The sequence below is a fragment of the Bacillus xiapuensis genome (genome assembly GCF_002797355.1).
Classification (GTDB): domain Bacteria; phylum Bacillota; class Bacilli; order Bacillales; family Domibacillaceae; genus Bacillus_CE; species Bacillus_CE xiapuensis.
The window spans coordinates 467,616-491,414 of the sequence record NZ_KZ454939.1 but is presented as its reverse complement, the minus strand read 5'-3'; the positions used below and the strand labels follow the sequence as shown (position 1 = coordinate 491,414).

Annotated in this window: 21 protein-coding genes, 1 pseudogene and 1 riboswitch; of the genes and pseudogenes, 10 read left to right on the top strand and 12 right to left on the bottom strand. The window is 43.1% G+C overall.

Annotated features, from left to right (window positions below; all coding sequences use genetic code 11):
* Nucleotide 1 precedes the first annotated feature (1 nt).
* On the bottom strand, nucleotides 2-1,390 hold the full coding sequence (locus tag CEF20_RS02390; RefSeq protein ID WP_232713347.1) for an anthranilate synthase component I family protein: 1,389 nt from the start codon (nucleotides 1,388-1,390) through the stop codon (nucleotides 2-4).
* Nucleotides 1,391-1,582: 192 nt separating this feature from the next.
* Between CEF20_RS02390 and CEF20_RS16490 the strand changes: the two genes are divergently transcribed.
* The gene (locus tag CEF20_RS16490) at nucleotides 1,583-1,759 is read left to right on the top strand and encodes a hypothetical protein (RefSeq protein ID WP_157796179.1); all 177 of its coding nucleotides are present in this window, start codon (nucleotides 1,583-1,585) and stop codon (nucleotides 1,757-1,759) included.
* Nucleotides 1,760-1,791: 32 nt separating this feature from the next.
* Here the strand turns inward: CEF20_RS16490 and CEF20_RS02385 are convergent, their stop codons facing one another.
* A complete protein-coding gene (locus tag CEF20_RS02385; RefSeq protein WP_100330329.1) occupies nucleotides 1,792-2,319 on the bottom strand; it encodes a hypothetical protein in 528 nt (175 codons plus the stop codon).
* Between the two features lie 81 nt (nucleotides 2,320-2,400).
* Nucleotides 2,401-2,508, bottom strand: a riboswitch (SAM riboswitch).
* 63 nt (nucleotides 2,509-2,571) lie between these two features.
* Nucleotides 2,572-3,768, bottom strand: a complete 1,197-nt coding sequence (locus CEF20_RS02380; protein ID WP_100330328.1) for a pyridoxal phosphate-dependent aminotransferase — start codon at nucleotides 3,766-3,768, stop codon at nucleotides 2,572-2,574.
* A gap of 101 nt (nucleotides 3,769-3,869) precedes the next feature.
* On the opposite strand from CEF20_RS02380, the gene CEF20_RS02375 reads away from it, so the two are divergent.
* Nucleotides 3,870-4,709: a carbon-nitrogen family hydrolase gene (locus CEF20_RS02375; protein ID WP_100330327.1), complete on the top strand. Its 840-nt coding sequence runs from the start codon at nucleotides 3,870-3,872 to the stop codon at nucleotides 4,707-4,709.
* A gap of 370 nt (nucleotides 4,710-5,079) precedes the next feature.
* Here CEF20_RS02375 and metA read toward each other — a convergent pair whose 3' ends face one another.
* The 3 genes from metA to CEF20_RS02360 all read right to left on the bottom strand — a co-directional run bounded on the left by metA (nucleotide 5,080) and on the right by CEF20_RS02360 (nucleotide 8,703).
* Nucleotides 5,080-5,988: a homoserine O-acetyltransferase MetA gene (gene metA, locus CEF20_RS02370; RefSeq protein ID WP_100330326.1), complete on the bottom strand. Its 909-nt coding sequence runs from the start codon at nucleotides 5,986-5,988 to the stop codon at nucleotides 5,080-5,082.
* 165 nt (nucleotides 5,989-6,153) lie between these two features.
* On the bottom strand, nucleotides 6,154-8,313 hold the full coding sequence (locus CEF20_RS02365; RefSeq protein WP_100330325.1) for a DNA topoisomerase III: 2,160 nt from the start codon (nucleotides 8,311-8,313) through the stop codon (nucleotides 6,154-6,156).
* A gap of 204 nt (nucleotides 8,314-8,517) precedes the next feature.
* Nucleotides 8,518-8,703: a transposase gene (locus CEF20_RS02360; protein ID WP_100330324.1), complete on the bottom strand. Its 186-nt coding sequence runs from the start codon at nucleotides 8,701-8,703 to the stop codon at nucleotides 8,518-8,520.
* Between the two features lie 105 nt (nucleotides 8,704-8,808).
* On the opposite strand from CEF20_RS02360, the gene CEF20_RS16485 reads away from it, so the two are divergent.
* A complete protein-coding gene (locus CEF20_RS16485; protein WP_157796178.1) occupies nucleotides 8,809-9,048 on the top strand; it encodes a hypothetical protein in 240 nt (79 codons plus the stop codon).
* A 532-nt stretch (nucleotides 9,049-9,580) separates the two neighbouring features.
* Nucleotides 9,581-9,826, top strand: coding sequence for an IS3 family transposase (locus tag CEF20_RS17460; RefSeq protein WP_100330323.1), 246 nt, complete (start codon nucleotides 9,581-9,583; stop codon nucleotides 9,824-9,826).
* A 287-nt stretch (nucleotides 9,827-10,113) separates the two neighbouring features.
* Here the strand turns inward: CEF20_RS17460 and CEF20_RS02350 are convergent, their stop codons facing one another.
* A complete protein-coding gene (locus CEF20_RS02350) occupies nucleotides 10,114-11,058 on the bottom strand; it encodes an IS3 family transposase (protein WP_157796263.1) in 945 nt (314 codons plus the stop codon).
* Nucleotides 10,944-11,513, bottom strand: coding sequence for a helix-turn-helix domain-containing protein (locus CEF20_RS02345; protein WP_100330321.1), 570 nt, complete (start codon nucleotides 11,511-11,513; stop codon nucleotides 10,944-10,946). Before CEF20_RS02345 ends, CEF20_RS02350 begins: the two co-directional genes overlap by 115 nt.
* Before the next feature lie 643 nt (nucleotides 11,514-12,156).
* Between CEF20_RS02345 and CEF20_RS17455 the strand changes: the two are divergent.
* Nucleotides 12,157-13,267 (top strand): annotated as a pseudogene (locus CEF20_RS17455) (IS4 family transposase).
* 53 nt (nucleotides 13,268-13,320) lie between these two features.
* On the opposite strand, the gene CEF20_RS02335 reads toward CEF20_RS17455, so the two are convergent.
* The gene (locus tag CEF20_RS02335; RefSeq protein WP_100330320.1) at nucleotides 13,321-13,770 is read right to left on the bottom strand and encodes a hypothetical protein; all 450 of its coding nucleotides are present in this window, start codon (nucleotides 13,768-13,770) and stop codon (nucleotides 13,321-13,323) included.
* A gap of 23 nt (nucleotides 13,771-13,793) precedes the next feature.
* Nucleotides 13,794-14,426, bottom strand: coding sequence for a hypothetical protein (locus CEF20_RS02330; RefSeq protein ID WP_100330319.1), 633 nt, complete (start codon nucleotides 14,424-14,426; stop codon nucleotides 13,794-13,796).
* Between the two features lie 614 nt (nucleotides 14,427-15,040).
* Between CEF20_RS02330 and CEF20_RS02320 the strand changes: the two genes are divergently transcribed.
* From CEF20_RS02320 to CEF20_RS16965, 3 genes are all read left to right on the top strand, one after another.
* Nucleotides 15,041-15,562: a transposase gene (locus tag CEF20_RS02320; protein ID WP_100330317.1), complete on the top strand. Its 522-nt coding sequence runs from the start codon at nucleotides 15,041-15,043 to the stop codon at nucleotides 15,560-15,562.
* A gap of 116 nt (nucleotides 15,563-15,678) precedes the next feature.
* Nucleotides 15,679-17,160 (top strand): DASS family sodium-coupled anion symporter, encoded by a 1,482-nt coding sequence (locus tag CEF20_RS02315; RefSeq protein WP_100330316.1) that lies wholly within the window; start codon nucleotides 15,679-15,681, stop codon nucleotides 17,158-17,160.
* A 28-nt stretch (nucleotides 17,161-17,188) separates the two neighbouring features.
* Nucleotides 17,189-17,356, top strand: a complete 168-nt coding sequence (locus tag CEF20_RS16965) for a hypothetical protein (protein ID WP_232713341.1) — start codon at nucleotides 17,189-17,191, stop codon at nucleotides 17,354-17,356.
* 2 nt (nucleotides 17,357-17,358) lie between these two features.
* On the opposite strand, the gene CEF20_RS02305 is transcribed toward CEF20_RS16965, so the two are convergent.
* The gene (locus CEF20_RS02305) at nucleotides 17,359-19,656 is read right to left on the bottom strand and encodes a glycoside hydrolase family 31 protein (protein WP_100330314.1); all 2,298 of its coding nucleotides are present in this window, start codon (nucleotides 19,654-19,656) and stop codon (nucleotides 17,359-17,361) included.
* A gap of 169 nt (nucleotides 19,657-19,825) precedes the next feature.
* Nucleotides 19,826-21,145, bottom strand: coding sequence for a hemolysin family protein (locus tag CEF20_RS02300; RefSeq protein ID WP_232713340.1), 1,320 nt, complete (start codon nucleotides 21,143-21,145; stop codon nucleotides 19,826-19,828).
* A gap of 363 nt (nucleotides 21,146-21,508) precedes the next feature.
* Between CEF20_RS02300 and CEF20_RS02295 the strand changes: the two genes are divergently transcribed.
* Both CEF20_RS02295 and CEF20_RS02290 read left to right on the top strand, forming a co-directional pair.
* Nucleotides 21,509-23,065: an ABC-F family ATP-binding cassette domain-containing protein gene (locus tag CEF20_RS02295; RefSeq protein ID WP_100330312.1), complete on the top strand. Its 1,557-nt coding sequence runs from the start codon at nucleotides 21,509-21,511 to the stop codon at nucleotides 23,063-23,065.
* A 13-nt stretch (nucleotides 23,066-23,078) separates the two neighbouring features.
* Complete coding sequence (locus CEF20_RS02290) at nucleotides 23,079-23,753, top strand: Dph6-related ATP pyrophosphatase (RefSeq protein ID WP_100330311.1); 675 nt, start codon at nucleotides 23,079-23,081, stop codon at nucleotides 23,751-23,753.
* Nucleotides 23,754-23,799 lie beyond the last annotated feature (46 nt).

The following is a 23,799-nucleotide window of genomic DNA, read 5'->3' as shown; positions in this document are numbered from 1 at the left end:
CTTATTTCCTTTCTGCCAGTTCCTTCGCTTTCCAGACAGCGGCGGCTTTTTTCAGCGATTCTTTATATTCATGGGCTGGATTGGAGTCGACGACGATCCCTGCCCCGGCTTGTATATGGCATTGCTGGTCTTTTACAAGCATGGTGCGGATCACAATGTTTAACTCCATATCCCCGTTGAAGCCGAGCCATCCGATCGACCCTGTATAAATCCCGCGGCGAACAGGCTCCAGCTCCTCAATAATTTCCATCGTTCTCACCTTAGGCGCTCCGGTAATGGTGCCGCCCGGGAAGACCGCTTCAATGACATCGGCATTTGTTTTTCCTTCCGCTATTTCACCGCGCACATTCGAAACAATATGCTGAACATGTGAATATTTCTCAATCACCATAAATTCATTGACTTCAACGGTTCCGTATCGGCATACTCGTCCAAGATCATTTCGTTCGAGATCCACTAGCATGACATGCTCAGCCCGCTCTTTTTCATTTTCAATCAGCTCCGAGGCTAAGCGGAAATCCTCTTCTTCGCTATTTCCGCGTGAACGCGTGCCGGCAATCGGACGTGTGCTTAATTCCGTTCCGGATTTTTTTATCAGCAATTCTGGAGAAGCGGAAACTACTTGAAAATCCGGTGTATGAAGGTACGCCATGTACGGAGAGGGATTCAGCTTTCTGACTTCTTCATAAACGGAAAGCGCCGGAACCGCCAATTCACAGGATTGCCGCACGGAGAGATTCACTTGAAAGACGTCCCCTTGAGAAATATAATGCTTAGTTTTTTCAACGGCTTGCTTGAAGGTTTCTTCCGAAAAAGAAACCCGCCGCTCCTCCTTCACACATTTAGGATGAACAGAGGCGAACTTCTCCTTCAATGGAGCCGTCCAGCTTTTCTCAAGAGAAGCTAAATCGGCTTCTTCTTCATTTTGAGCCACGGCCATCAGCCATAGCTTATCAGTGTCTTCCTCAAACACTGCCCACTGATTAAATAAGAGAAAGTAAACGAGCGGCAAGCCGAGATCATCCGCCGCTTGCTCGGGCAGCTTTTCAATGCAGCGGGCATAATCATAGCTAATATAGCCAATCGCACCGCCTTGAAAGTCAGGCAGCCCTTCCTGCTTAGGCAATTCAAAAGCTTTCATCCATTCCACGAGCTCTTGAAGCGGGAGCCCTTGTTTCAGCTCTGCCTCTCCGTTTGACTCCACCATTATGCCCGTTTCTGCCGCTTGAACAATAGCTGCCGGAGACATGGCAGCGATGCTCAAGCGCCCGCCGCGGCCGCTTTCAAGAAGCACATGATAGGCTTCTTTTGCCGCTAATGCTTTATATTGTTGAAAAAAACGTTCTTTGGAAAAGGGAATCGTTCGATAAAACAGCTGTCGATTACTCACTTGCATTCATCCTTTTTTTCATAGTCTTTCTTATCATACTAGACCATTCAGTAAGAAAAAAGCGGGAAATGCACATGAATAATAGGGGAAGTGAAACCCGCGGAACGGAGGAGAGAGAATGAATGTCTTTACTGCAAAAGGCCCCTTAAAAAAGGGCTGCGCTCCTTCGGCATTTTTCCTGGGGAGCCTATCATGATTCATGCTTCTTTACACTTGATCGGCTGGATCACCGAAGGGGCGATAACCGTAGATACAAGCACTCATGGAAACTATAAAGTTCTAGAAGAAAGATCAGAAAGCCTCTCTAGCATCGGGGACGCTTTAGAACAAGTGTACGCTGTTTCGCCGGGACCGTTGGAAAACGGATGAAACTTCCTCCAGTCGAGTTCACCGTTCAATACTTAAGCACCTCTCAATGCTACAAAGCGATTAACCTTCACCGGAAAATGCTTTATGCCGACTAAATCATCCCAGCCTTGCAAAATGACTTCTTCCTCCGTGTATACGGAAATTTGCTGAACAAAAATCGCTTCAAAACCAACCTCTCGCAGCGTATCCCAATAATCCGGCAAATTTCGTTTATATACAAATGGCCCTCCGTAACGCAGCGTTTCAGACTCAGCCAAATCGGCAATAAATCGGCCTCCGGGCTTCAATTGTGCAAACACAGCTTTTAATAAATTCTCCGCATGATCGGATCGATGCAAGCTCAACTGGGCGAGCGCTGCATGGTAGCGGCTTGCCCCTAAACGATGTTCTTCTGGGGAAATCGCTGTAAGATCTTTTCTCTCTAACTGATAGTCACCAGCGAACGAAGAGGCCTCTCCGATATATAACACTTTCTCCCCTTCCTGTATGGCAGCTGTTTCAAAGAAACTTGCCCCTGATATCGTCCATTCGAAAGCATTTAATTCTTTAGCCGCTCTCATATTAACTCCTCCTCTTGATCTGTTTGTCATTACAAAAAAGCCCCTTCGATAAGAAGAGGCTTAACTGTCAATCAACACTTCTTCTTATCTCTCAGCTTTTCGCTGCAAGAATTAGCACCGTGCTTGGTTTATGCCAAGTCGGTTGCCGGGCTTCATCGGGCTCGTCCCTCCACCTGCTCTTGATAAGATGTTCATATGATATTTAAATGTTTGATAATAATCTGTTTTCGATTAATTTGCATTATTCCACGTTTAGGCTTGACTGTCAACATTTTTTTTGAAAATGTTTATTTTTTTTAATCGGTCAATTGCTTCCCGGATTCTTTCTTCTGAAGCGAGCATTCCCGCCCGCACATACCCCTCTCCATGGGCGCCAAATCCCGCACCAGGCGCTACAGCGATATTCGCTTCATTGAGCAGCAAATCACTGAATTGTTCAGAAGTATAACCGTCCGGAACCTTCAGCCATGTAAAAAAAGAGCCTGCAGGCGCATCCGCTTCCCAGCCGATATCACTTAAACCTTTCATCCATACATCCCGCCGTCTTTCATACAGTTTGGCTTGTTCATATACACACTCCTGCGAGCTAAGCAATGCTGCCGCTGCCGCCTCCTGCACCGCCCCGAAGATGCTGCAATGCAAATGATCCTGCAGTAATTCCAAAGCGGCAATCACGCTCGGATTGCCGACCGCAAATCCAACCCGCCAGCCGGCCATATTATACGTTTTGGACAATGTATAAATTTCTAATCCAGTTGCCTTCGCCCGGTCGGCTTCCAGATAGCTGACCGGCTTTTTTCCATCAAAACCAATCGCTCCATAAGCAAAATCATGGACGACGCATATCTCATGCTTATGAGCAAATTCGATCGTCTGTTCAAAGAATTCCAGATCCGCGACAGCACCTGTCGGATTATTCGGATAATTAATAAACAATAGTTTCGCCCGCTTGCAGATTTCTTCTGGGATAGCTTCGTATTGCGGGAGAAAACGGTTCTCCTTCTTCAGCGGCATCCTATACATTTCAGCTCCCGCCAAGGCGATCCCCGACCAATAATCGGGATAGCCGGGATCAGGCACGAGAACCAAATCGCCGGAGTTTAACAAAACTTGAGGCAACTCCACCAGCCCTGTTTTCCCTCCAAAAAGCAAGGCCACCTCCCTTTCTGGATCAACCTCTACACCATATTCCCTTTTGTAAAATTCGGCACAAGCCTGTTTTATATAAGGAAACCCTTTAAAAGGCGAATATTTATGATTTATCGGGCGATCAGCCGCCTGCTTTAACGCTTCAACAATATGCGGGAACGTCGGCTGATCAGGATTTCCTTGTCCCAGGTTAATAATATCCCGGCCCTCATGCACAGCCTCAGCCACTTTCTTGCTCAATTTTGCAAAAAATTGATCAGGCAGAGCCTGAAGCAGATTGGATTGTTTGAACTCTTTCATATTACCAGCCTCTCCTGCTTTTCAATTATAGTTAATAATGGTATAACGAAAGATAAAGAATGTAAAGAAAGAATTTTCTGAATCAGAGGAGGGGATCTGTAATGAAATGGAGGATTGCTTGTCTTCAAATGGATATTGCATTTGGCGATCCGGAAGAAAATATTCAACGCGCTGACAAATGGCTGCGCGTTGCGGCGGAGAAACAATGTGATCTTGCCGTTTTGCCGGAGCTATGGACAACGGGTTACGATTTAGGCCGTCTGGATGAAATTGCGGACACAAATATCAAGCAAACCGCAGCTTTTTTAGCAGCTCAAGCGAAAAAGCACCGCATGCATATTGTGGCTGGCTCTGTTGCCAATAAGACGGACAGCGGAGTCGAAAACACGATGCTCGTCACAAATCGAGACGGACAACTAGTGAAATCTTATAGTAAACTGCATCTTTTTCGGCTTATGGAGGAAGAAAAATATCTGCAGGCCGGGAATGAGGATGGCCTCTTTATGCTGGAAAACGAAACAATGGCTGCTTTTATTTGCTATGATATCCGCTTTCCTGAATGGTTAAGAACTCATGTTTTAAAGGGCGCAAAGGTATTATTTGTGTCAGCCGAATGGCCGCTTGCCCGTGTCGATCACTGGCGGACGCTGCTCTTGGCGCGAGCGATTGAAAATCAAGCTTACGTTATTGCCTGCAACCGCAGCGGTTCAGATCCAAATAATGTCTTTGCCGGCCATTCGCTGATCATTGATCCTTGGGGGGAAATTATAGCTGAAGCCGGCAAAGACGAAGAAATGCTTATCGGAGAAATCGATTTAAATAAAGTTGCGGAGATCAGAAAGCGAATCCCGGTATTCGAAGATCGCCGGCCGCAGTTTTATCATTTTTCCGAAAGAAGAATCCCGCTGCAAGGAATGGGCAAGGCATCGCCCAATGAGTAATACCCCTGAACGATTCTGCCGTAGTGGCTGATGTGGAAAAAGAACTCGTCTCTGCTGGCTATCAATCGCCAATAGCTTTCAAGAGCCGCATGAGACAACCTTAAACCTGCGGCACGAAAACCCAGGGTCAAAATCAGAACGAGATGCTAAAACCATATAAATTTCGTATCCATCGCAGGGACTGCGGAGGCAGCCTGCTAAGAAGCTGACGGTTACATTGGCGTTCGCGTGAATCCCCTGCTTCAGCGTAGTAAGCAGGGGAATTCAATACTCCCGCATATAAAAAACAAACAGCGGAGAGCCAAGAGCTCCGACTGCTCGGAGGCACACCTTATGTAAAAGCCCGGATTTCACATCCGGGCTTTTTGCTCTATTCCCATTCAAAAGGCGTTTCTTGATAGACATAGTAGTTTAGCCAGTTAGAAAACAGTAAATGAGCATGAGAACGCCATTTATTGACAGGCTTCCTTGTCGGATTATTGTCCGGGAAATAGTTTTTTGGCACATCAATGTCGATTCCTTTTTTTAGATCTCGGCTGTATTCTTCCGCCAGCGTTTGGGCATCGTATTCGAGATGTCCAGTAACCATAATATTTTTTTGATCTCTTGAGAGAATCAGAAACGGACCGGCCTCCTCCGAATAAGCTAACAGCTGCAAATCGGGGTGGGCATCAATCTCGGATTGATTCACATCGGTATAGCGGGAAATCGGCGCATAGAACTCGTCATCGAAGCCGCGCAAGAGCTTCACCGTTGGTTCTGTAACGATGTGTTTGTAAATGCCCGAACATTTCTTGGGCAATTCAAACTTGCCGATGCGATAATGATGATACAGCGCGGCCTGGGCTCCCCAGCAAATATACAGGCATGAGGTTACATTCGTTTTTGCCCAATCCATGATTTCCGTTAATTCGTTCCAATAATTAACCTCTTCAAACCGCATTAACTCAATGGGTGCGCCCGTAATAATTAATCCGTCAATTCGTTTGTTCTTCACTTCTGTAAACGTCGTATAAAACTGTTCGAGATGCGTTTTGCTGACATTTTTTGATTCATGTGTCGCCGTGTGTAAAAAAGATACGTTGACTTGGAGCGGCGTATTTCCCAGCAGCCGAAGCAGATGCGCCTCTGTTTTTTCTTTTTCCGGCATTAAATTTAAGATGACAATATTCAGCGGGCGAATATCCTGACTGTTCGCGCGGTCGGCATCCATGATAAACACATTCTCTTTTTCTAATACTTCCCTTGCAGGCAATTTTTTCGGTATATTGATCGGCATGTTCTAACCCCCTTCTATTTTTGAATTTTCAATAAATAATTATAGGCAGGTCAGCTGGAAAAACACAAGAGCTTTATCCGAAAAGACGCCAAAGCAGCAAGTCAGTATTCTAAGTAAAAAACAAAGGGATGACGGTCATTCCCTCATCCCTTTGTTTCTCATTCTTTATAATTTCAGTTTCGATAAAGCGTCCGCCAGCGCTGTATTGATCGGCTCTTGTTTGTTTTGTTTCTTCAGATACTGATTGACATCGCGCTTGCTCGCCTTGTTTCCGGATTCTTTTTTGCGGCGCTGCTGAAAGGCCGACAGCTTCTCTTTATGCCCGCATTTGCAGACAAAAATTTGCCCTTCCCCTTCACCGCGCAGCTCCAATTTTTTATGACAATTCGGGCAGCGGGCGTTCGTGAGCCGCGCCACGTTTTTGCGGTATCCGCATTCTCGGTCTTGACAGACGAGCATTTTGCCTTTTTTGCCGTTCACCTCAAGCAGAAGCTTGCCGCAATCCGGACATTGGCTTCCCGTAATATTATCGTGCTTAAATTGTTTCTGGCTGTTTTTAATATCCTTTATCACGCTTTTGGTATAAGCTCGAATCTCTTGCATAAACGCTTGGGGCTTAAGCTTTCCTTTCGCAATAGCATCAAGCTTCTGCTCCCATTCCGCTGTGAGTGCCGGCGATTGCAGTTCTTCCGGGACAAGCTCCAGCAGCTGCTTGCCTTTGGAAGTAATATAAATGTCTTTGCCCTTCTTCTCAATTAAAAAGGTATTAAACAGCTTATCAATGATGTCCGCTCTTGTTGCCACAGTGCCAATCCCGCCTGCCCGATTCAGTGTTTGTTTAATATCCTTGCGCTCTTCTCCGCTATATTTAGCCGGATTCTCCATCGCTGACAGGAGTGTTCCTTCGTTAAAGCGGGAAGGCGGAGCCGTTTCTCCGCGCGTGGCTGTTAAGGCAGCGACTTCCAGCGTTTCTCCCTGCTTGACGGGCGGCAAAGAGGCTTCATCGTCCTCTTCCTTGCCGTACACTTCTTTCCAGCCAAGCGTTTTAATCACTTTCCCTTTGGCTGTAAAGACTTCCCCGCCAATCTTTACCTCCACCGTTGTTTGTTCATATTCAAACGGCGGCAATAAAACCGCTAAAAAACGCTTAACAATGAGATCATAAATTTTGCGTTCTTTCTCGCTTAAATCATTGAGAATCGCTGTTTGCTCAGTTGGCACGATCGCATGATGGTCGCTGACTTTCGCATCGCTGACAAACGACTTATTAGACTTAATGCCGCGCTTTAACACTTTCGCTGCTAATCCGGCGTACGGTCTGATTTCCACCGCTTCCACGCGCTCTTTCAGCGTATCAGTCATATCGCTGGATAAATAACGGGAGTCGGTCCGCGGATAAGTGACCAGCTTGTGATGTTCATATAACTTTTGCATAATCGACAGCGTTTCTTTCGCAGAATAGCCAAAAAGTTTATGAGCATCCCGCTGCAATTCTGTCAGGTCATATAACTCCGGCGCGTATGACTTTTTCGCCGCCTTTTTGATATGGGTTACGACCGCTTCTTTGCCGCGGATTGCTTGTAAAATCCCGTCGCGCTTATCTTCAGAAAAGATCTTCACATCATTGGATTTAGCCTCTTTCCAGGTAAACTTGATGCCGCCGGCAACCGCTGTAATTCCAAAATAGCTCTTCGGCTTAAAGTTCCGGATCTCTTCTTCCCGCTTAGCGATCATCGCTAATGTGGGGGTTTGCACCCGACCGCAGGAAAGCTGCGCATTAAATTTAGTCGTTAACGCACGTGTGGCGTTGATGCCGACAAGCCAATCCGCTTCCGCTCTGGCAACGGCTGACCGGTATAAATTTTCATACTCCCGCCCGTCGCGGAGCTTGGAAAACCCTTCACGGATCGCTTTATCGGTCACTGAAGAAATCCACAACCGCTTGACTGGCTTTTTCACATGCGCTTGATCAATAATCCAGCGGGCCACAAGTTCACCTTCCCGTCCGGCATCTGTTGCGATAATGATTTCGCGGACATCTTTCCGGTGCAATTGCGTTTTCACCGCTTGAAATTGCTTGCTGGTTTTCTTGATAACCACGGTTTTTAAAGGATCCGGCATCAGCGGCAAATCCGCTAAATTCCATGTTTTGTACTCTTTTCCGTACCCTTCAGGATCGGCATGCGTCACCAAATGCCCTAGCGCCCAAGTTACGATATATTTATTCCCCTCTAAAAATCCGTTCCCTTTTTTGCTGCAATGTAAGACACGAGCGATATCACGGGCCACGGACGGTTTCTCCGCTAATACAACTGTCTTGCTCATAGTAACATCCTTTCATATTTGCACTGTTTTTATTATAACATCTCTCGCTGCTTGCCGTCTGATTACAAGGATGCTTTCTTCCGCTGCTTTTCATTCAATGGTCTGCTACAGAATAATCCTCTGCTGCATTTAGACACCATTTTTAAGAAAATCAATACTTTTCTTAAAATTAAATTCAACACCAAAAGTCGAGGGGTGACAAAATCAACGTCCGGTTTCCAATCGAAGGCGTAGGAAAAAATGGGCGTCGTTACGGTACCCAAAACCGCGTCTTTTGATGAGTTTGAATTTATTGTTAGTCCCCTCCATGATCCCGTTGGAAAGCAGTGAAATGATCGTATCCAGCAACACTTTTTTACGTGCAATCGAGGTTTTTGCTACCTTTGAAATCGCTCCACAATCATGAAACGGATACCGTTTGAATCATTCGCTTAATCATCTTTCCGCTTGTCGTCTCGTACTGGACTTGAGGACGTAACGCATGTGCTGTAAAGATTGATCAAGATGCTTCACTGGCTCATCTTTCTGGCACCACTGGGTAACGAAACCTCTTTCTTCTTCGGTTACATTCCTTGGACGACGAGTCAGCCAACGGTCGATGAAACGCACGTGGTGATGCTTTTTCGCTTCACTTACGTAACGTCTGCTCCGCAAAGCTTCGGTGAAAAATTGAATCGAATCAAAGCGATCAAGGACATGAATTCGCCTTCACCATGGCCGGGGCAAAATCACTAACCACCGTTTGAATCTTGAAGGACAAAGCGAAAACTCTTATCGTGGTTTGTCTGAATAACAATTACGATACGTGAGTTTTCGCTTTTTTCATAGTGTTTTGTGTCGAATTATTCATTTTTTTAGAGTCAACCCCAGGTTACGGTGATGAACCAAATAGGGCTACCTGTTGCAGATATTCCCTATACTGATACAGAGAAACAAATTGAAGAAACTGTTCTTTATTTTTTGCGAATATTTGAATTGATCAATGATACGAACTAGGATTTAGTAACTTAGTTCATATCATTGATGGTTAGTGTCAATACCAGCGTAAAATTGGTTCTTACGGATAGTTAGTGATTATTTATGTACTGGTTCTACCAATTAACTTGCCTTTCTTTCAATCTTTTTAATCGTGAATTAGTCGGTGCAAGTACGGGTCCAAGTAAAGATGCAGCGCTTGTCTACCAAGCTTTAAGTAGCATTAAAGGTAAACCTGACAAACGTACAATTATTCAACACAGACCGTGGCTCATAATTCGATAATCAACTAATGGCAGAAGCAACGGAAGCATTTGGCATCCAGCCTTCACTTAGCGCAAAAGAATGTCCAGATGATAATGCCGTAGCAGAAGCAACATACAAAAGCTTTAAGATCGAATTTGTGTACCAACGTACTTTTCATTCCCTTGAACAACTAGATCTTGAACTGCGGGATTATGTGAACTGGTTTAATCACATTCGGATTCATCAAACATTAGGATATTTGACACAGACTGAATTTAAGCAGCAGTCCTGATAAAAATTGTTCAGATTAGTGTTGACATTCCATTTCTACCTTAACGTTGTAACCGTATAACCCTGATACTACCCCTTAAAGAAAATGTATTAGCGTATGTTTTCCGCGTTTTGTTGGTAGGTCCCCTATATAATTATTTTGATCATAATAGGAGAGTTCTGTCTAAATTTGGTTAACCAATAGGCGTGATAAAAGAATTAAAACACTAATAACATTGTTATACAACCAAAAAGAGTCGCTTCACTTTTTAGTGAAAAGGTGGTTACCCCCAAAAGCTAGAGTTTTTATTATGCAGCTGATTGGCTGGATCGAGTTCGGTATTGGACCGGACTTAGTCCAGTCAATTTGTCTTTGGATCGTTCATTGTTATACCAGTAGATATATTCTTCTATTCTCCTTTTTAATTCCTCATAGCTTACTAGTTTTTCCCCATAATACATTTCTTGCTTTAAAATGCCAAAGAAATTCTCCATCAAAGCGTTGTCTGCGCAGGTTGCTTTACGTGACATGCTTTGGAATACTATATTTTTCTTTAATGTTCTCACCCATTGGCTGTGCTGGTAATGCCACCCTTGATCCGAGTGGATGGTAGTACGGTAGGTTGCGTGATTCTTTATGATCTCAATTGTTTCGTCTAAAGGTTCCATGACAAGATCCAATGTTGGACACTTCTTAATTCCAAACGAAATAATTTCTCCATTATAAAGGTCAAGAATAGGATTTAAATACAACTTCTCTTCGCCTAGACATTTGAATTCTGTTATGTCAGTTACTAATTTTTGAAGAGGGATAGGTGTGTTAAAACGGCGGGATAGACAGTTTTTCGCTACCTTACCAACCTTCCCCTTATAGGAATTGTATTTCCGAGATTTCCGCATGAATTTTACACATTTCAAACTTAATTCCCGTATAAGCCGATACACTTTTTTATGATTAACACAATGTCCTAATTTCTTTAATTCCTTTGTGATTCGTTTATAACCATAGCGTTCATGAAACTTCCTAAATAGGTAGGTGATGATCTCTTTTAGTTCCGTTTCCGGATCTTCTTTCCCCAACTTTTTTACATGATAGTGGTAGGTTGCTTCAGGAATGCCTACAACAAGGAAAATATCTTTTAATCGGACTCCTTCTTCTTTGAGTTCGAATGCCAATTTTGCTTGTGCTTTTCGAGCAAGACATTCGGATTTTCCCGAAAAGCTCGCAGCTTTTTTAAGTACGCATTTTCTAATCTCAGTAGTTCATTCACACGTTCTAACTCTGCTTCACGTGTTAATTTTTTTTCTACCTTTTTCGTTTGTTTATTGGTATTGGCTTTCTTAGACATAGAAGGTCGCCCCTTTGGTTTTGTTTTTAGGCCTTCTAGTCCTTGTTCATTAAATACTTTCATCCAGCGGTAAATTAATGAAGGATTATTTAAACTAAACTGTTCAGCGGTTTCCTGATAAGAAGCACCTGTTTTTAACATAAATTGTATCGTATCTAATTTAAATTGAACAGGAGGTACTTCCTTCTTAATTCTTCTTTTTAACCCCTCCATCCCTTGTGTTTTATAAGCTCTTACCCAATCTTGTAATGGTGTTTGAGAGGGCATATTGTATTTCTTCGCCAATGATTTATATCCAAGATGCCCATCCAAATACTCGGTAACAAGCTTTATTTTAAATTTCTCACTATATTTGGCCATAAAAACACCCCCAAAAGTTAGAGTTTGACTCTAACTTTTGGGGTGCACTTCAAAACCACTCTTTTTCTTTTCTTCTTTAACGATATTTTTTATTTTCAGAAAATTTAAGTCATTTCACCTTAAAATTGCCACAATTATAATTGATACAAAGATACTTAATAATAAAGATATAGCCCAATCTCTTTTTTTAGTTGTCTTAAGTAGTATATTCATGATTACACTAATGCCAATCAAAATTAAGAAAACAAATACAATCATAATAAATTCCAATTTTTACCCCCCTTTTTTTTAGTTGTAGTATTTCAAATTTTAAAAAATTATAATATAAAACAATATATTATTTTCTTATATCAATGTTATGACACCACGTTAGCATGTACTTTTGAAATTTCATCTAAACTATGCGTTAAATCAATTTTCCTTTATGCTAAAAGGAACAAAACTTTATAACAAGGAAATTATAACATACCCCCCTAATTTTGTAATATAAAATTAAAAGGTAGGGTTCTCGTAATTCTAGTTAGGTTTTATGTATTAACACGCATGTTGATTATCAACAATCTTTCATAAAAAGACGACAAAAAGGGACACCTTCTTGTAAAATGGATGGGCTACCAAACATTCACGAGAAGAGGTGTCCTCTATTAAACAGAATACCCTGTTCCCGAACTTGATTCAAAAGTTTATTTCCGATGAAGAGCTAAAACCATTGATTGAACTCGTTGGTTATGAAGATACCGCACGAAAATTGGCTGTGAAAACGTTGATCCAGTACCTTGTGATGGCTGTTGCCTGTGAATGGAAAAGTTTGCGCTATTGCGCGGATGTCGGATCATCGGTCAGGCTTGTCGATGTGAACGATTCTACTCTGTCTAAAAAGATGGGCCAGCTGAATGACGAATTAATGAAGGAAGTATTTCATTTAATCGTTGGCAAATGTAATCGAGCGACTCGTCGAACGTTGACGATGCCTAAGCACCTGCTTCTTGTGAATTCTACTAGGATCACTGTCGGAAAAACGCGGCTTCCTTGGGTGGTGTATCACGGCGAACGCTCAGGTATTAAGCTTCATGTGAGTTTTAGCTGCCTTTGAAAGTCGTTGAATCGACGGGTTTGACACACGATGGACCGATCGGTGAACACCTTGCCGACTCTCGATTCATTTTAGTAGATGACCGTGCTTATATTAAAATTCAACGAATCGATCGCTTTCTCGAAGGACGACAAGATTTCGTCATCCGGATGAAAGAAAACGTAGAGTGATCTCGTGTGAAATTCTTACAACGTTTTCCATAAAAGGACTCAAACGTGACACGCGACATCACTTGTCTGCTTGGCTCTGTCCAATCTCGGTCCAAAAAGCGCCTTCGAGTGGTGTTTTTTTAAGGATAACGAAGGACGAGAAGTTCGCGTCGTGACCAGCTTACTTCACCTGTCGGCAGAAGAAATCGCGGGCATGTATAAAGCACGCTGTGCCATCGAAACCTTTTTTCGCTGGATCAAGCAAAATTTAAATGTGCCTGTTTTATTTGGCACGACCGAAAATTCGGTGTTCAACCAGCTTTTTTCCGCATTAATTGCTTACGTTTTGCTTCATTGGTTATATAAACAGACAAAATCTTCTATTTCTCAAACAAACCTGTCGTTGGTAGCTTTTGACCGGCTCGTTACCCTTGCCGTGGTGGGATCAGCTGGTCTTATTTCTGTATCACTATTTTGATGACGACAGGAGAAATCTGTATAAATTCGGGTAATCAACACGCGTGTTTTTGATCATCTTTTCGGCCATTCTCAGTCTTTTTTGTAATTAAAGTCCTTTTACTGCACCTGAATATTGGGTTGATTTTGCGTAATAAAGTGGTGGTTTATCCCAACCGGTACGCTCTGGGGCATCGTAAACTACAATCCTATAGTCGCCAGTTCCACCATCAACATTAAAACTGATCTGTCTTGTATTTGTTACTGATTTAGTAGTTTTTGTTGACCACCAAAGTCCATTATCTTTTTGCACTTGAATATAAACTCTTTTATTTTTGTGTGTTTTAACAAACTTATTAACTTTAAACTTTACGTTTATTGTTTTTTTACTTGAATAAAAATGATGATAGTTTTTAGGAGCTGAATTTGTACTAGCTTTTGTAGTACCACTAAAATTTGTAATGTGAACACTCGCTAATGCTGAATTAGAACTCAGTACAAATGCTAAGATCAACGTTAGTAGTACTGTAGAAAATTTCATTAAATTATTTATAACCACTTTTCTCACCTCTTTATTTTTAATTAATTAGTAATTTTAGCAGTTATAATTCGATAGCTTTTTGTTGGAGCGTAAACATCAACAACAAGTGTTGTATAATATGAAATCGGTACATATTTCAATGCTGTAAATGTCCCTTTACTTGTTACTCTTCCTATTTTTGCATTTCTGCCAATTGTTCCATCTACTCCTTGAACCTTTGTAGTTGCTGATCTTGAATACATCTTTCCAGATAAATCTTCATCTCCTGTAACAGCAGTTAAATAATTTCCCTTCCATGAAAAAGTACCATGTACCGCATGTCTAAAATTAAAACCTTTGGTATTTGCCACATATGCTTGATATGTTTTTGAACCTATTGAACTTCCTTTTGCAGCCATAGAGTTTAAATTTTTACTTTGAGAGAAAGAATACGGATTAATCAACTCATCTTGCTTAAAACCTATTTTTAGGTTTTTTGAAGATGTTTCAATATTTTTCTCACCCTTAGCTAATCTCTCATTCACTTCTTCCACTAATTGTTCTAATTCTTGATTTAGTACCTTAATATCTGTATCGGTAGGGTAATTATTCGATTCAGTAGCGAGTACTTCATTATTGCTCATAGAAAATAGAATCCCAATACTAAACATGAACAAGAATAGAATTTTTTTCATTTTTTTCTCCTTATGTTTTAATTAGGTTCAAATTTAGAAATACTTAAAACATGACCAAATACATTTTGCAAGTTAAAATTAGCCATCTAAGATTCTATTAAAATACTATCTATTTTCTTCAGCGCTAAAGATTGATTTAATTATAACACCAAAATATGGATATTAAAAGACTTTATGGAAATATATTTATATATATTTCCATATTGAGGATTTGAGGACTGGGATTTATGATATTGCGTAGTTGGGAAGGGGAAGCCTCCTTACAAGTGTTACGGATAGAGTTATTCCCAGATGAAATCGTCAAGTGCCTAGAAGAAGAGATTCTTGCAGAAATACGAAAAGAAGTCAAATGGGGAGTTGGATTAAAAAAAGTCCGGCAGATACAAGACGTTTCCAGAAGTTCGATTCAAATTATTTATAACTATATTATGGTTCATCACCGTAACCTAGGGTTGACTCTAAAAAACTGAATAACTCGACACAAAATACTATGAAAAAAGCGAAAACTCACGTATCGTAATTGTTATTCAGACAAGTCACGATAGGAGTTTTCGCTTTGTCCTCCAAGATTCAAACGGTGGTTAGTGATTTTGCCCCGGCCATGGTGAAGGCGAATTCATGTCCTTGATCGCTTTGATTCGATTCAATTTTTCACCGAAGCTTTGCGGAGCAGACGTTACGTAAGTGAAGCGAAAAAGCATCACCACGTGCGTTTCATCGACCGTTGTCTGACTCGTCGTCCGAGGAATGTAACCGAAGAAGAAAGAGGTTTCGTTACCCAGTGGTGCCAGAAAGATGAGCCAGTGAAGCATCTTGATCAATCTTTACAGCACATGCGTTACGTCCTCAAGTCTAGTACGAGACGACAAGCGGAAAGACGATTAAATGAATGGTTCAAACCGTATCCATTTCATGATTGTGGGGCGATTTCAAAGGTAGCAAAAACCTTGATTGCACATGAAGAAGCGTTACTGGATGCAATCATTTCACCGCTTTCCAACGGGATCATGGAGGGGACTAACAATAAATTCAAACTCATCAAAAGACGCGGTTTGGGTACCGTAATAATGCCTATTTTTTCCTACTTCTTCATTTGGAAACTGAGCGCTGATTTCGTCACCACCGACTTTTGTTGATGGACCTAAAGTTCAACAAAATATTTAAATGTTTCCAATTAAATATTGAACGCTGCTCACGATCCGTTTTTCTTCCAGACATAAGTCTATAGTACTAGTAGTATATAAAAAAGGAGATGAGCCTTATGAAGAAATCGCTTCAAAGAAAAAATTTGAACGGGCTCTGGATGGGTCTTGCTTCTTTTGCTTTAATCGTCATTTTACTCCTTCCCACGCCAGAGAACTTGCCTGAAGCCGGGCAAAGAGCCCTCGCCATTCTAGCTTTCGCTGTCATTCTTTGGGTAACAGAGGCCGTATCCTACTCTGTGAGTGCTTTTATGATTGTCGGGCTGATCGCGATTTTGCTGGGGCTGGCGCCGGGCACAGAAGATCCCTCGGCTCCGCTTGGCACTAAGGAAGCGCTCAAACTTGCTTTAAGCGGATTCAGCTCTCCCGCTGTGGCCCTTGTCGCTGCCGCGCTTTTTCTTGCTGCTGCCATGCAAGTAACCCATTTTCATAAGCGTCTGGCCCTGCTCGTGTTATCCAAAGTGGGATCCAAAACAAATCATATTGTCATCGGCGCCATTCTTGTCAGCATCATGCTGGCCTTTTTCGTCCCTAGTGCAACCGCGCGTGCCGGAGCTGTCGTCCCGATTTTGCTCGGTATGGTCGCCGCTTTCGGACTGTCTAAAGAAAGCCGCCTGGCGGCATTGCTCGTGATCACCTCGGTACAGGCCGTGTCGATTTGGAATGTCGGCATCAAAACAGCCGCTGCCCAAAATATGATTGCCTTAGATTTCATGGATCAAGCTTTCGGAAAAAACGTTTCTTGGGGCGAGTGGTTTCTATATGCCGGTCCATGGGCTATCATCATGTCCATTTTGCTCTATTTCATTATGATTCGCGCCATTCGTCCGGAAACAAATGAAATCACCGGCGGACATGAATTAGTAGAAAAACAGCTGCGGGAACTCGGACCGTTAAAAGCGGAAGAAAAACGGCTGATATTAATTTCTCTTGCCTTATTGTTTTTCTGGTCAACCGAAAAAGTCCTGCATCCCTTTGATAATTCTACGGTTACATTGGTGGCCGTCGCCCTATTACTCACACCAAAGATTGGCGTATTTAATTGGAAGACTGCAGAAAAGGAGATTCCATGGGGAACGATCATTGTCTTTGCTGTCGGCATATCACTCGGCAGTGTGCTTCTGAAAACAGAAGGCGCCACCTGGCTGTCTGATCAAGTATTCGGTAAGCTCGGATTAGAATCCATGCCTTTATTAAGTGTCATCGCTTTATTAACTTTATTTAATATATTGATTCATCTGGGATTCGCCAGCGCCACCAGTTTAGCTTCTGCGTTAATTCCAATCGTGATCGCCCTTGTATCCACATTGAACGTCCCTGTTAATGAACCCGGATTTGTGCTCATTCAGCAATTTGTTATCAGCTTCGGATTCCTGCTTCCCGTCAGTGCCCCGCAAAATATGCTGGCCTACGGCACGGGCGCCTTTTCTGTTAAAGACTTTCTGAAATCAGGAATTCCTATCACGATTGCCGCTTTCTTGCTCATTATGCTCTTTAGCATGACGTACTGGAAATGGATTGGGTTATTATAAAAATGCTTTATTTCGCGGAACCATTATAGTGACCAGAGTGCAGACAAAGTCCAAAGCGCCTTTATCTGCACTCTCTTTAATAAAGATGCTCATCATCCCGTTCTTCCGTCCGATTGAAAAAAACTTCCAAATTAAACCGAAGCTTAATGCAGAGGACGCGGGCATTTGGCAGTTGACTGATGTTTTCCTTGGCTAATTTCATTGTTCCTTGCCGTTAATGACCATCCGGGCAACCGCTCCATGCACATTAATAGAAATGTCCTTCCAAGTAGGCGTGTAGCCGCTATGTCTTTCGTCAATTTCGATATAGGCTGTGCTTCCTTTTTTCCATGCTTTAATGTTCAATTCAAAATAATCGCCATTTTGATATGCGAATGTTTCTCCATCGTCATCGTATAAGAGAAACTCCGAAACTTCATTCCCTGGATAGATATGAATGCTTAATTGGTCCGCCGGCTTAAACGTATCCGCTTGCGGAAGAATGGCGCCTTCCTTAATAAATAACGGCAGCTGATCCCATTCAGCTTCGGCCAGTATATGCCGTTTGCCGCTCATTTTTTGATCCGTCCAGTAATCATACCACTCTCCTTCCGGCAAGTATACGGCGCGATGGCTCGTATTCGGCTTGGTGATAGGGGCTACTAACACATGCTCTCCGAGTAAAAACTGATCCGATAAATTCACCGTTTGGATGTCATCGGGATACTCAAGAATAAGTGCGCGCATCACCGGCATTCCCGTCTGGTGGGCTTCCCTGAATAGCGTATAAATATATGGCAGCCAGCGGTAGCGCAGCTGAATAAACTGCTTTATGATGCTCTCCGCTTTGTCCCCAAAAGACCATGGCTCTTGACGGACAGTGCCCAAGTTCGAATGATTTCGGAAGTACGGCATAAACGCGCCAAGCTGCGTCCAGCGAACGAGCAATTCTTCTGCAGCATCATGCGCAAACCCTCCCACATCAGCGCCAGAAAATGGAATGCCAGATATTCCGAGATTCATGCACATCGGCATCGACATTTGCAAATGCTCCCAGAAGCTGCGGTTATCTCCTGTCCATACCGCTGCATAACGCTGAATCCCGGAAAAGCCTGCCCGCGTTAATAGAAAGGGCCGCTTTCCGTTTAACTGCTGTTTCAGCCCTTGATAAGTTGCCATGCCCATAAACAGGCCGTATGCATTGTGCAGCTCCCGATGCGTTTTCAGTTCTCCATCATAATTATGAAGAACCTCTAAATCCATCGTCTTTGTTTCATTAAATACTGCAGGCTCATTCATGTCATTCCAAATGCCTTCAATGCCCATATCCGTGTAAAATTTATGCTGTTCTCCCCACCACTGGCGGACACTGTCATGAAAGAAATCAGGAAACACACTTATTCCCGGCCATACCTCTCCGGTGTAAAGATCCCCTTCAGCATATTGACAAAAGTGCCCACCGCGAATTCCTTCAATATACACAGGGGATTCCGGATCTTTCTTAACTCCAGGATCCACGATGGGCACAACGTGAATACCTTCTTCACTTAATTCTTGAATCAATGCTTCAGGACGCGGAAAGCGATCTTGATCAAATGTAAACACGCGATATCCATCCATATAATGAATATCCAAAAACACGGCATCGAGCGGAATGTCTTTTTCCTTAAAGGCGGCCACAAGTTCCCGAACTTCTGCTGCCGTTTTATAGCTATAGCGTGATTGATGATAGCCAATCGCCCATTTAGGGGGCAATTCCATGCGGCCGGTCAGCCATGAATACTGCTCAATCACTTCTTTTGGGGAAGGTCCCGCCATAATATAATAATCCAGCTCTCCTCCTTCAGCTGAAAAAAAATAGCGCGCTTGCTCCCGCTTAAAGTCAAAAATGGTTTTGAAGGTATTATCCAAAAACACACCGTGCGCCTTGCCCTCCCGTATCGTCATAAAGAAAGGAACCGACTGGTACAGGGCATCGGTCTCCGGGTTATGCGGCGCAAAAACGTCACTGTTCCACATGGTCAATTTCTCTCCGCGTTTGTCAAGAAATCCTGTTTTTTCACCAAGCCCATAAAAATGGTCTTCTTTTTCCATTTTTTTAAAGCAGCGCACTTCTCCGTCATGACGGAAAGCCATCCCCCGCTCTTCTTCCTTTAACAGCAAGCGGCCAGCGGCATCCGTTACTTTCAGCCTGAATGGCGACAGCGAAAGGATGGCAGTTAATTTTTCAGTTTGTATAATTAATCCCTCTCCAGATGACTGTATGTCCACTTCCGCTTGTTCTTTTGCCGAAGCAATCGCCAAGCTTTGTTCCAATACAGGAACCGTCTTTGGATTCATCGTGATGCGCAAGATGTCTTCCCTGTAAAACTGCACGAACACATAGCCATTTTCACAGTGAAACAAAGCTCCCTGCTCCGCTTTCTTCCATTCCACAACATCGCCAATATCATGGTACGTGGCCGCTTCTGTTCCTTCTTCTCTGTCAGGGTGAATCGCAAAGCTTGTATCCTCCATTGTCATCCTCCTTGATAATTAATTAAACAGTGAACGCCTGCTTCCCGCTTTGGTGTAACAATCATCATCGCTCTCGTTCTATATATTCCTTTTCCCTTCCATATTCCCTGCCTTCATTTCACTCAATAACAAAACCCTTCCAGCTGACTATCAAGCCGGAAGGGTTCGCTCATGATGTACTGCTGTCCTTATCTTCTTTTATTTTGATCACTTCAATCGTATGAATCTGATGATCCTCGACATCCCGAATAATAAATTGGTACCCCTCACGTTCGATGGAATCCCCTAGTCTCACATCGATGTTTTGCGTTAGATACCAGCCGCCAAGCGTATCTACCTCTTCATCTGATAAATCGGTACCGAGCAAATCATTCACTTCTGTAATCAGCAAACGTGCGCTTAAAAAATGATGCCCCTCTTCAAATGTTTGGATTTCCGGTTTTTCATCAATATCAAATTCATCTCGGATTTCTCCAACGATTTCTTCTAAAATATCTTCAACCGTCACCAATCCGGACGTGCCGCCGTACTCATCCAGCAGAATGGCCATATGAATCCGTTCCTTTTGCATTTTTAAAAGAAGGTCATGAATGGGAATCGTCTCAATAACGCGAATTACTGGTTTAACGAACCTTTCAAGCGGCCGTTCATCCACATTGTCCTTCTCAATAAAATATGAAAAAATCTCCTTCATATTGACGATGCCAATAATGTTGTCTTTATCACCATCATCCACTGGATAGCGGGTATACTTCTCATTTCTTAAAATATGGGTGATCTCTTCCCATGTTAAATCTTCAGATAATGTGATCATTTCTGTGCGCGGCACCATAATTTCTTTGGCGATTCTTTCGTCAAACTCAAATATATTGTCGACATATTTATATTCCGACTGATTAATCTCCCCGCTTTTGAAGCTTTCCGACAGAATGATGCGCAGCTCTTCTTCCGAATGAGCCACTTCACTTTCAGAAGCAGGCTTTAACCCGAACAAGCGAGTTAATAAACGGGCCGAGCCATTTAACGCCCAGATAAATGGATACATTACCCGGTAGAAAAGATGAAGCGGCGGGGATAGCGCTAATGATAAAGCTTCTGCTTTTTGGATAGCGAGCGTTTTCGGCGCTAATTCTCCAACCACTACATGCAAAAAAGTGATGGCGGAAAAGGCGATGACAAAGGAAAGCACACCGGCAAGTGATGGCGCTACATTCATGGATTCAAATAATGGCTGAAGCACAGCTTCTATTGTCGGCTCGCCCAGCCACCCTAAACCGAGAGAAGTGATCGTGATTCCAAGCTGACAGGCCGATAAATACTCATCCATATTCATGATTACTTTCTTCACGATGACCGCTCGTTTATTTCCTTCTGCAATCAGCTGATTAATTCGCGACATTCTGATTTTGACGATAGCAAATTCAGAAGCCACAAAAAAAGCCGTCAGAGCGATCAAGAATGCAATAAGTAGAAATTTCACTGTAATCAAAAACGTCAAGACAAGCCGAGAATGCAAAATGGCCAGCAGCCGCCCTTCCATTTACTGTATTCTCAACTTCTCTCTTCACCTCCCGCTCGAAAGTTATTACTTACCTTTACCCAATTCCTGACCATTCATAACAGGGCATCATGGATTTTCCCCCCGCATATAAGATGCGGCGGGATGCTGGTTACAAAGGCGCTGCAAGAGGACGCTGCGATGGCAGCCTTTCTTCCTTCTCTTTATTAGCGGGGAATTCGGCTTTATTGACCCGCTTGCCTTATCCTCATTCTGAGCCAATTGCTAGTTTCTCTATCTCGCTGTTCTATAGTAAGATAGAGAAAACAAATAGACGAATGAGAGGATATTCGAATGAGTATTTTAACTGTGAATCAATTGAGCCATGGCTTTGGTGACCGGGCCATTTTTGATAATGTTTCTTTCCGCTTGCTAAAAGGCGAGCATATCGGCTTAGTTGGCGCGAATGGAGAAGGAAAATCCACCTTTATGAACATCATAACCGGACAGCTGCAGCCGGATGAAGGAACCATCAGCTGGTCGAAAAACGTCCGGGTCGGCTACCTGGACCAGCACGCGGTGTTAGCTCGCGGCTCATCCATTCGTGATGTGCTCAAAACCGCCTTTCAATACTTATATCATTTGGAAGCTGAAATGAATGAGCTATTTAACCGAATGGGCGATTCATCTGCGGAAGAACTGGAGAAATTACTTGAAGAAACAGGCACACTTCAAGATCTTTTGACCAATAATGATTTCTATATGATCGATGCTAAAGTCGAAGAAATTGCCCGCGGTCTCGGACTTGATGAAATCGGGCTCGATCGCGATGTTCAAGATTTGAGCGGCGGCCAGCGGACGAAGGTGCTGCTCGCTAAGCTGCTGCTGGAAAAACCCGATATCTTATTGCTGGATGAGCCGACCAATTATTTGGATGAACAGCATATTGAATGGCTGAAACGCTATCTCCAAGAATATGAAAATGCATTTATATTAATCTCGCATGATATCCCCTTCTTAAACAGTGTAATTAACATCATTTATCATATGGAAAACCAGGAATTAAACCGCTATGCCGGTTCATACGATGATTTTCTTAAAGTATATGATATGAAGAAGCAGCAGCTAAAAGCCGCTTATAAGAAGCAGCAGCAGGAAATCGCCGATTTAAAAGATTTTGTCGCCCGCAATAAGGCGAGAGTCTCTACACGAAATATGGCGATGTCGCGCCAGAAGAAGCTTGATAAAATGGAAATGATTGAAATGGCAACCGAACGGCCAAAGCCAGAATTCCATTTTAAAGAGGGACGCACATCCGGCAAGGTCATTTTTGAAACGAGTGAGCTTGTGATCGGCTATACTGATCCGCTCTCAAAACCGTTAAATCTGCGAATGGAACGCGGCCAAAAAATCGCGCTGACAGGAGCGAACGGGATTGGCAAAACGACTCTATTGCGCAGTATTCTCGGTGAAATTACACCGTTGTCAGGAATAGTGGAGCGGGGAGAGCATTTAGAAATCGGTTATTTCGAGCAAGAAATGAAATCCTCCGGCTCCAATACTTGTATTGAAGAAATGTGGTCCGATTTTCCTGCTTTGACGCAATATGAAGTGCGGGCAGCTTTAGCCAAGTGCGGGTTAACAACCAAGCATATTGAAAGTAAAATCAGCGTGCTGAGCGGCGGAGAAAAAGCAAAAGTAAGGCTTTGTAAACTGATCAACATGGAATCCAATCTCTTAGTGCTTGACGAGCCGACCAATCATTTAGATGCCGAGGCCAAAGCCGAATTAAAACGGGCATTGCAAACCTATAAGGGCAGCATCCTCCTTATCTCCCATGAGCCAGAATTTTATCAGGATGTCGCCACAGAAATATGGAATTGTGAATCTTGGACCACCAAATTATTTTAAAAGGAGCGAGAATATGAACAATAGAATTGCCCTATCATGGAGCGGCGGCAAGGACAGCTGCCTTGCTTTGGATCAATTAGTCAAGCAAGGCTATGAAGTAGCCTGCCTCATCACGACAGTCCCCGAAGAGCTCGGGCGGACATTCGGCCATGGTGAAAAAATGGAGATGATTGAGCGTCAATCTCAGGCGCTTTCCCTTCCGCTTCACTTCATTCATTGCACACTTGACAGCTATACGGATACATTCATAAAGGAGCTGGCAAAACTGAAGGAAGAACTGAAGCTTGATGGAATTGCCTTTGGGGATATTTATTTGGACGGCCACCGCCAATGGGGAGAGCAAGTCGCTGCTTCCGTGTCATTATCCGCTTTGTACCCGTTATGGGCGAAAGAAAGCGACAGCCTGCATTTGCTGAAGTCCTTCATTGATTCCGGCTACAAAGCGAAGATCATTCGCGTTCGCCGAGACGCGCTCGACAACAGCTGGCTGGGCAAAGAGCTGGATGAAAGCTTCTATCAGCAAATTCAGCTGAAAACCATTTGCCCAATGGGGGAACATGGCGAATTTCATACATTTGTTTATGACGGCCCTCTATTCCGGGAACCTATTTTGCTGCAGCAGGGAACGATTGTGAACGGCGAAGCCAGCAATCGCTTAGAGATGGAGTTCCTCTTTAGCAGCGAATAAACGAATAAGAGCGTCTCCTCATGGCAGGAAGACGCTCTTTTCTGTC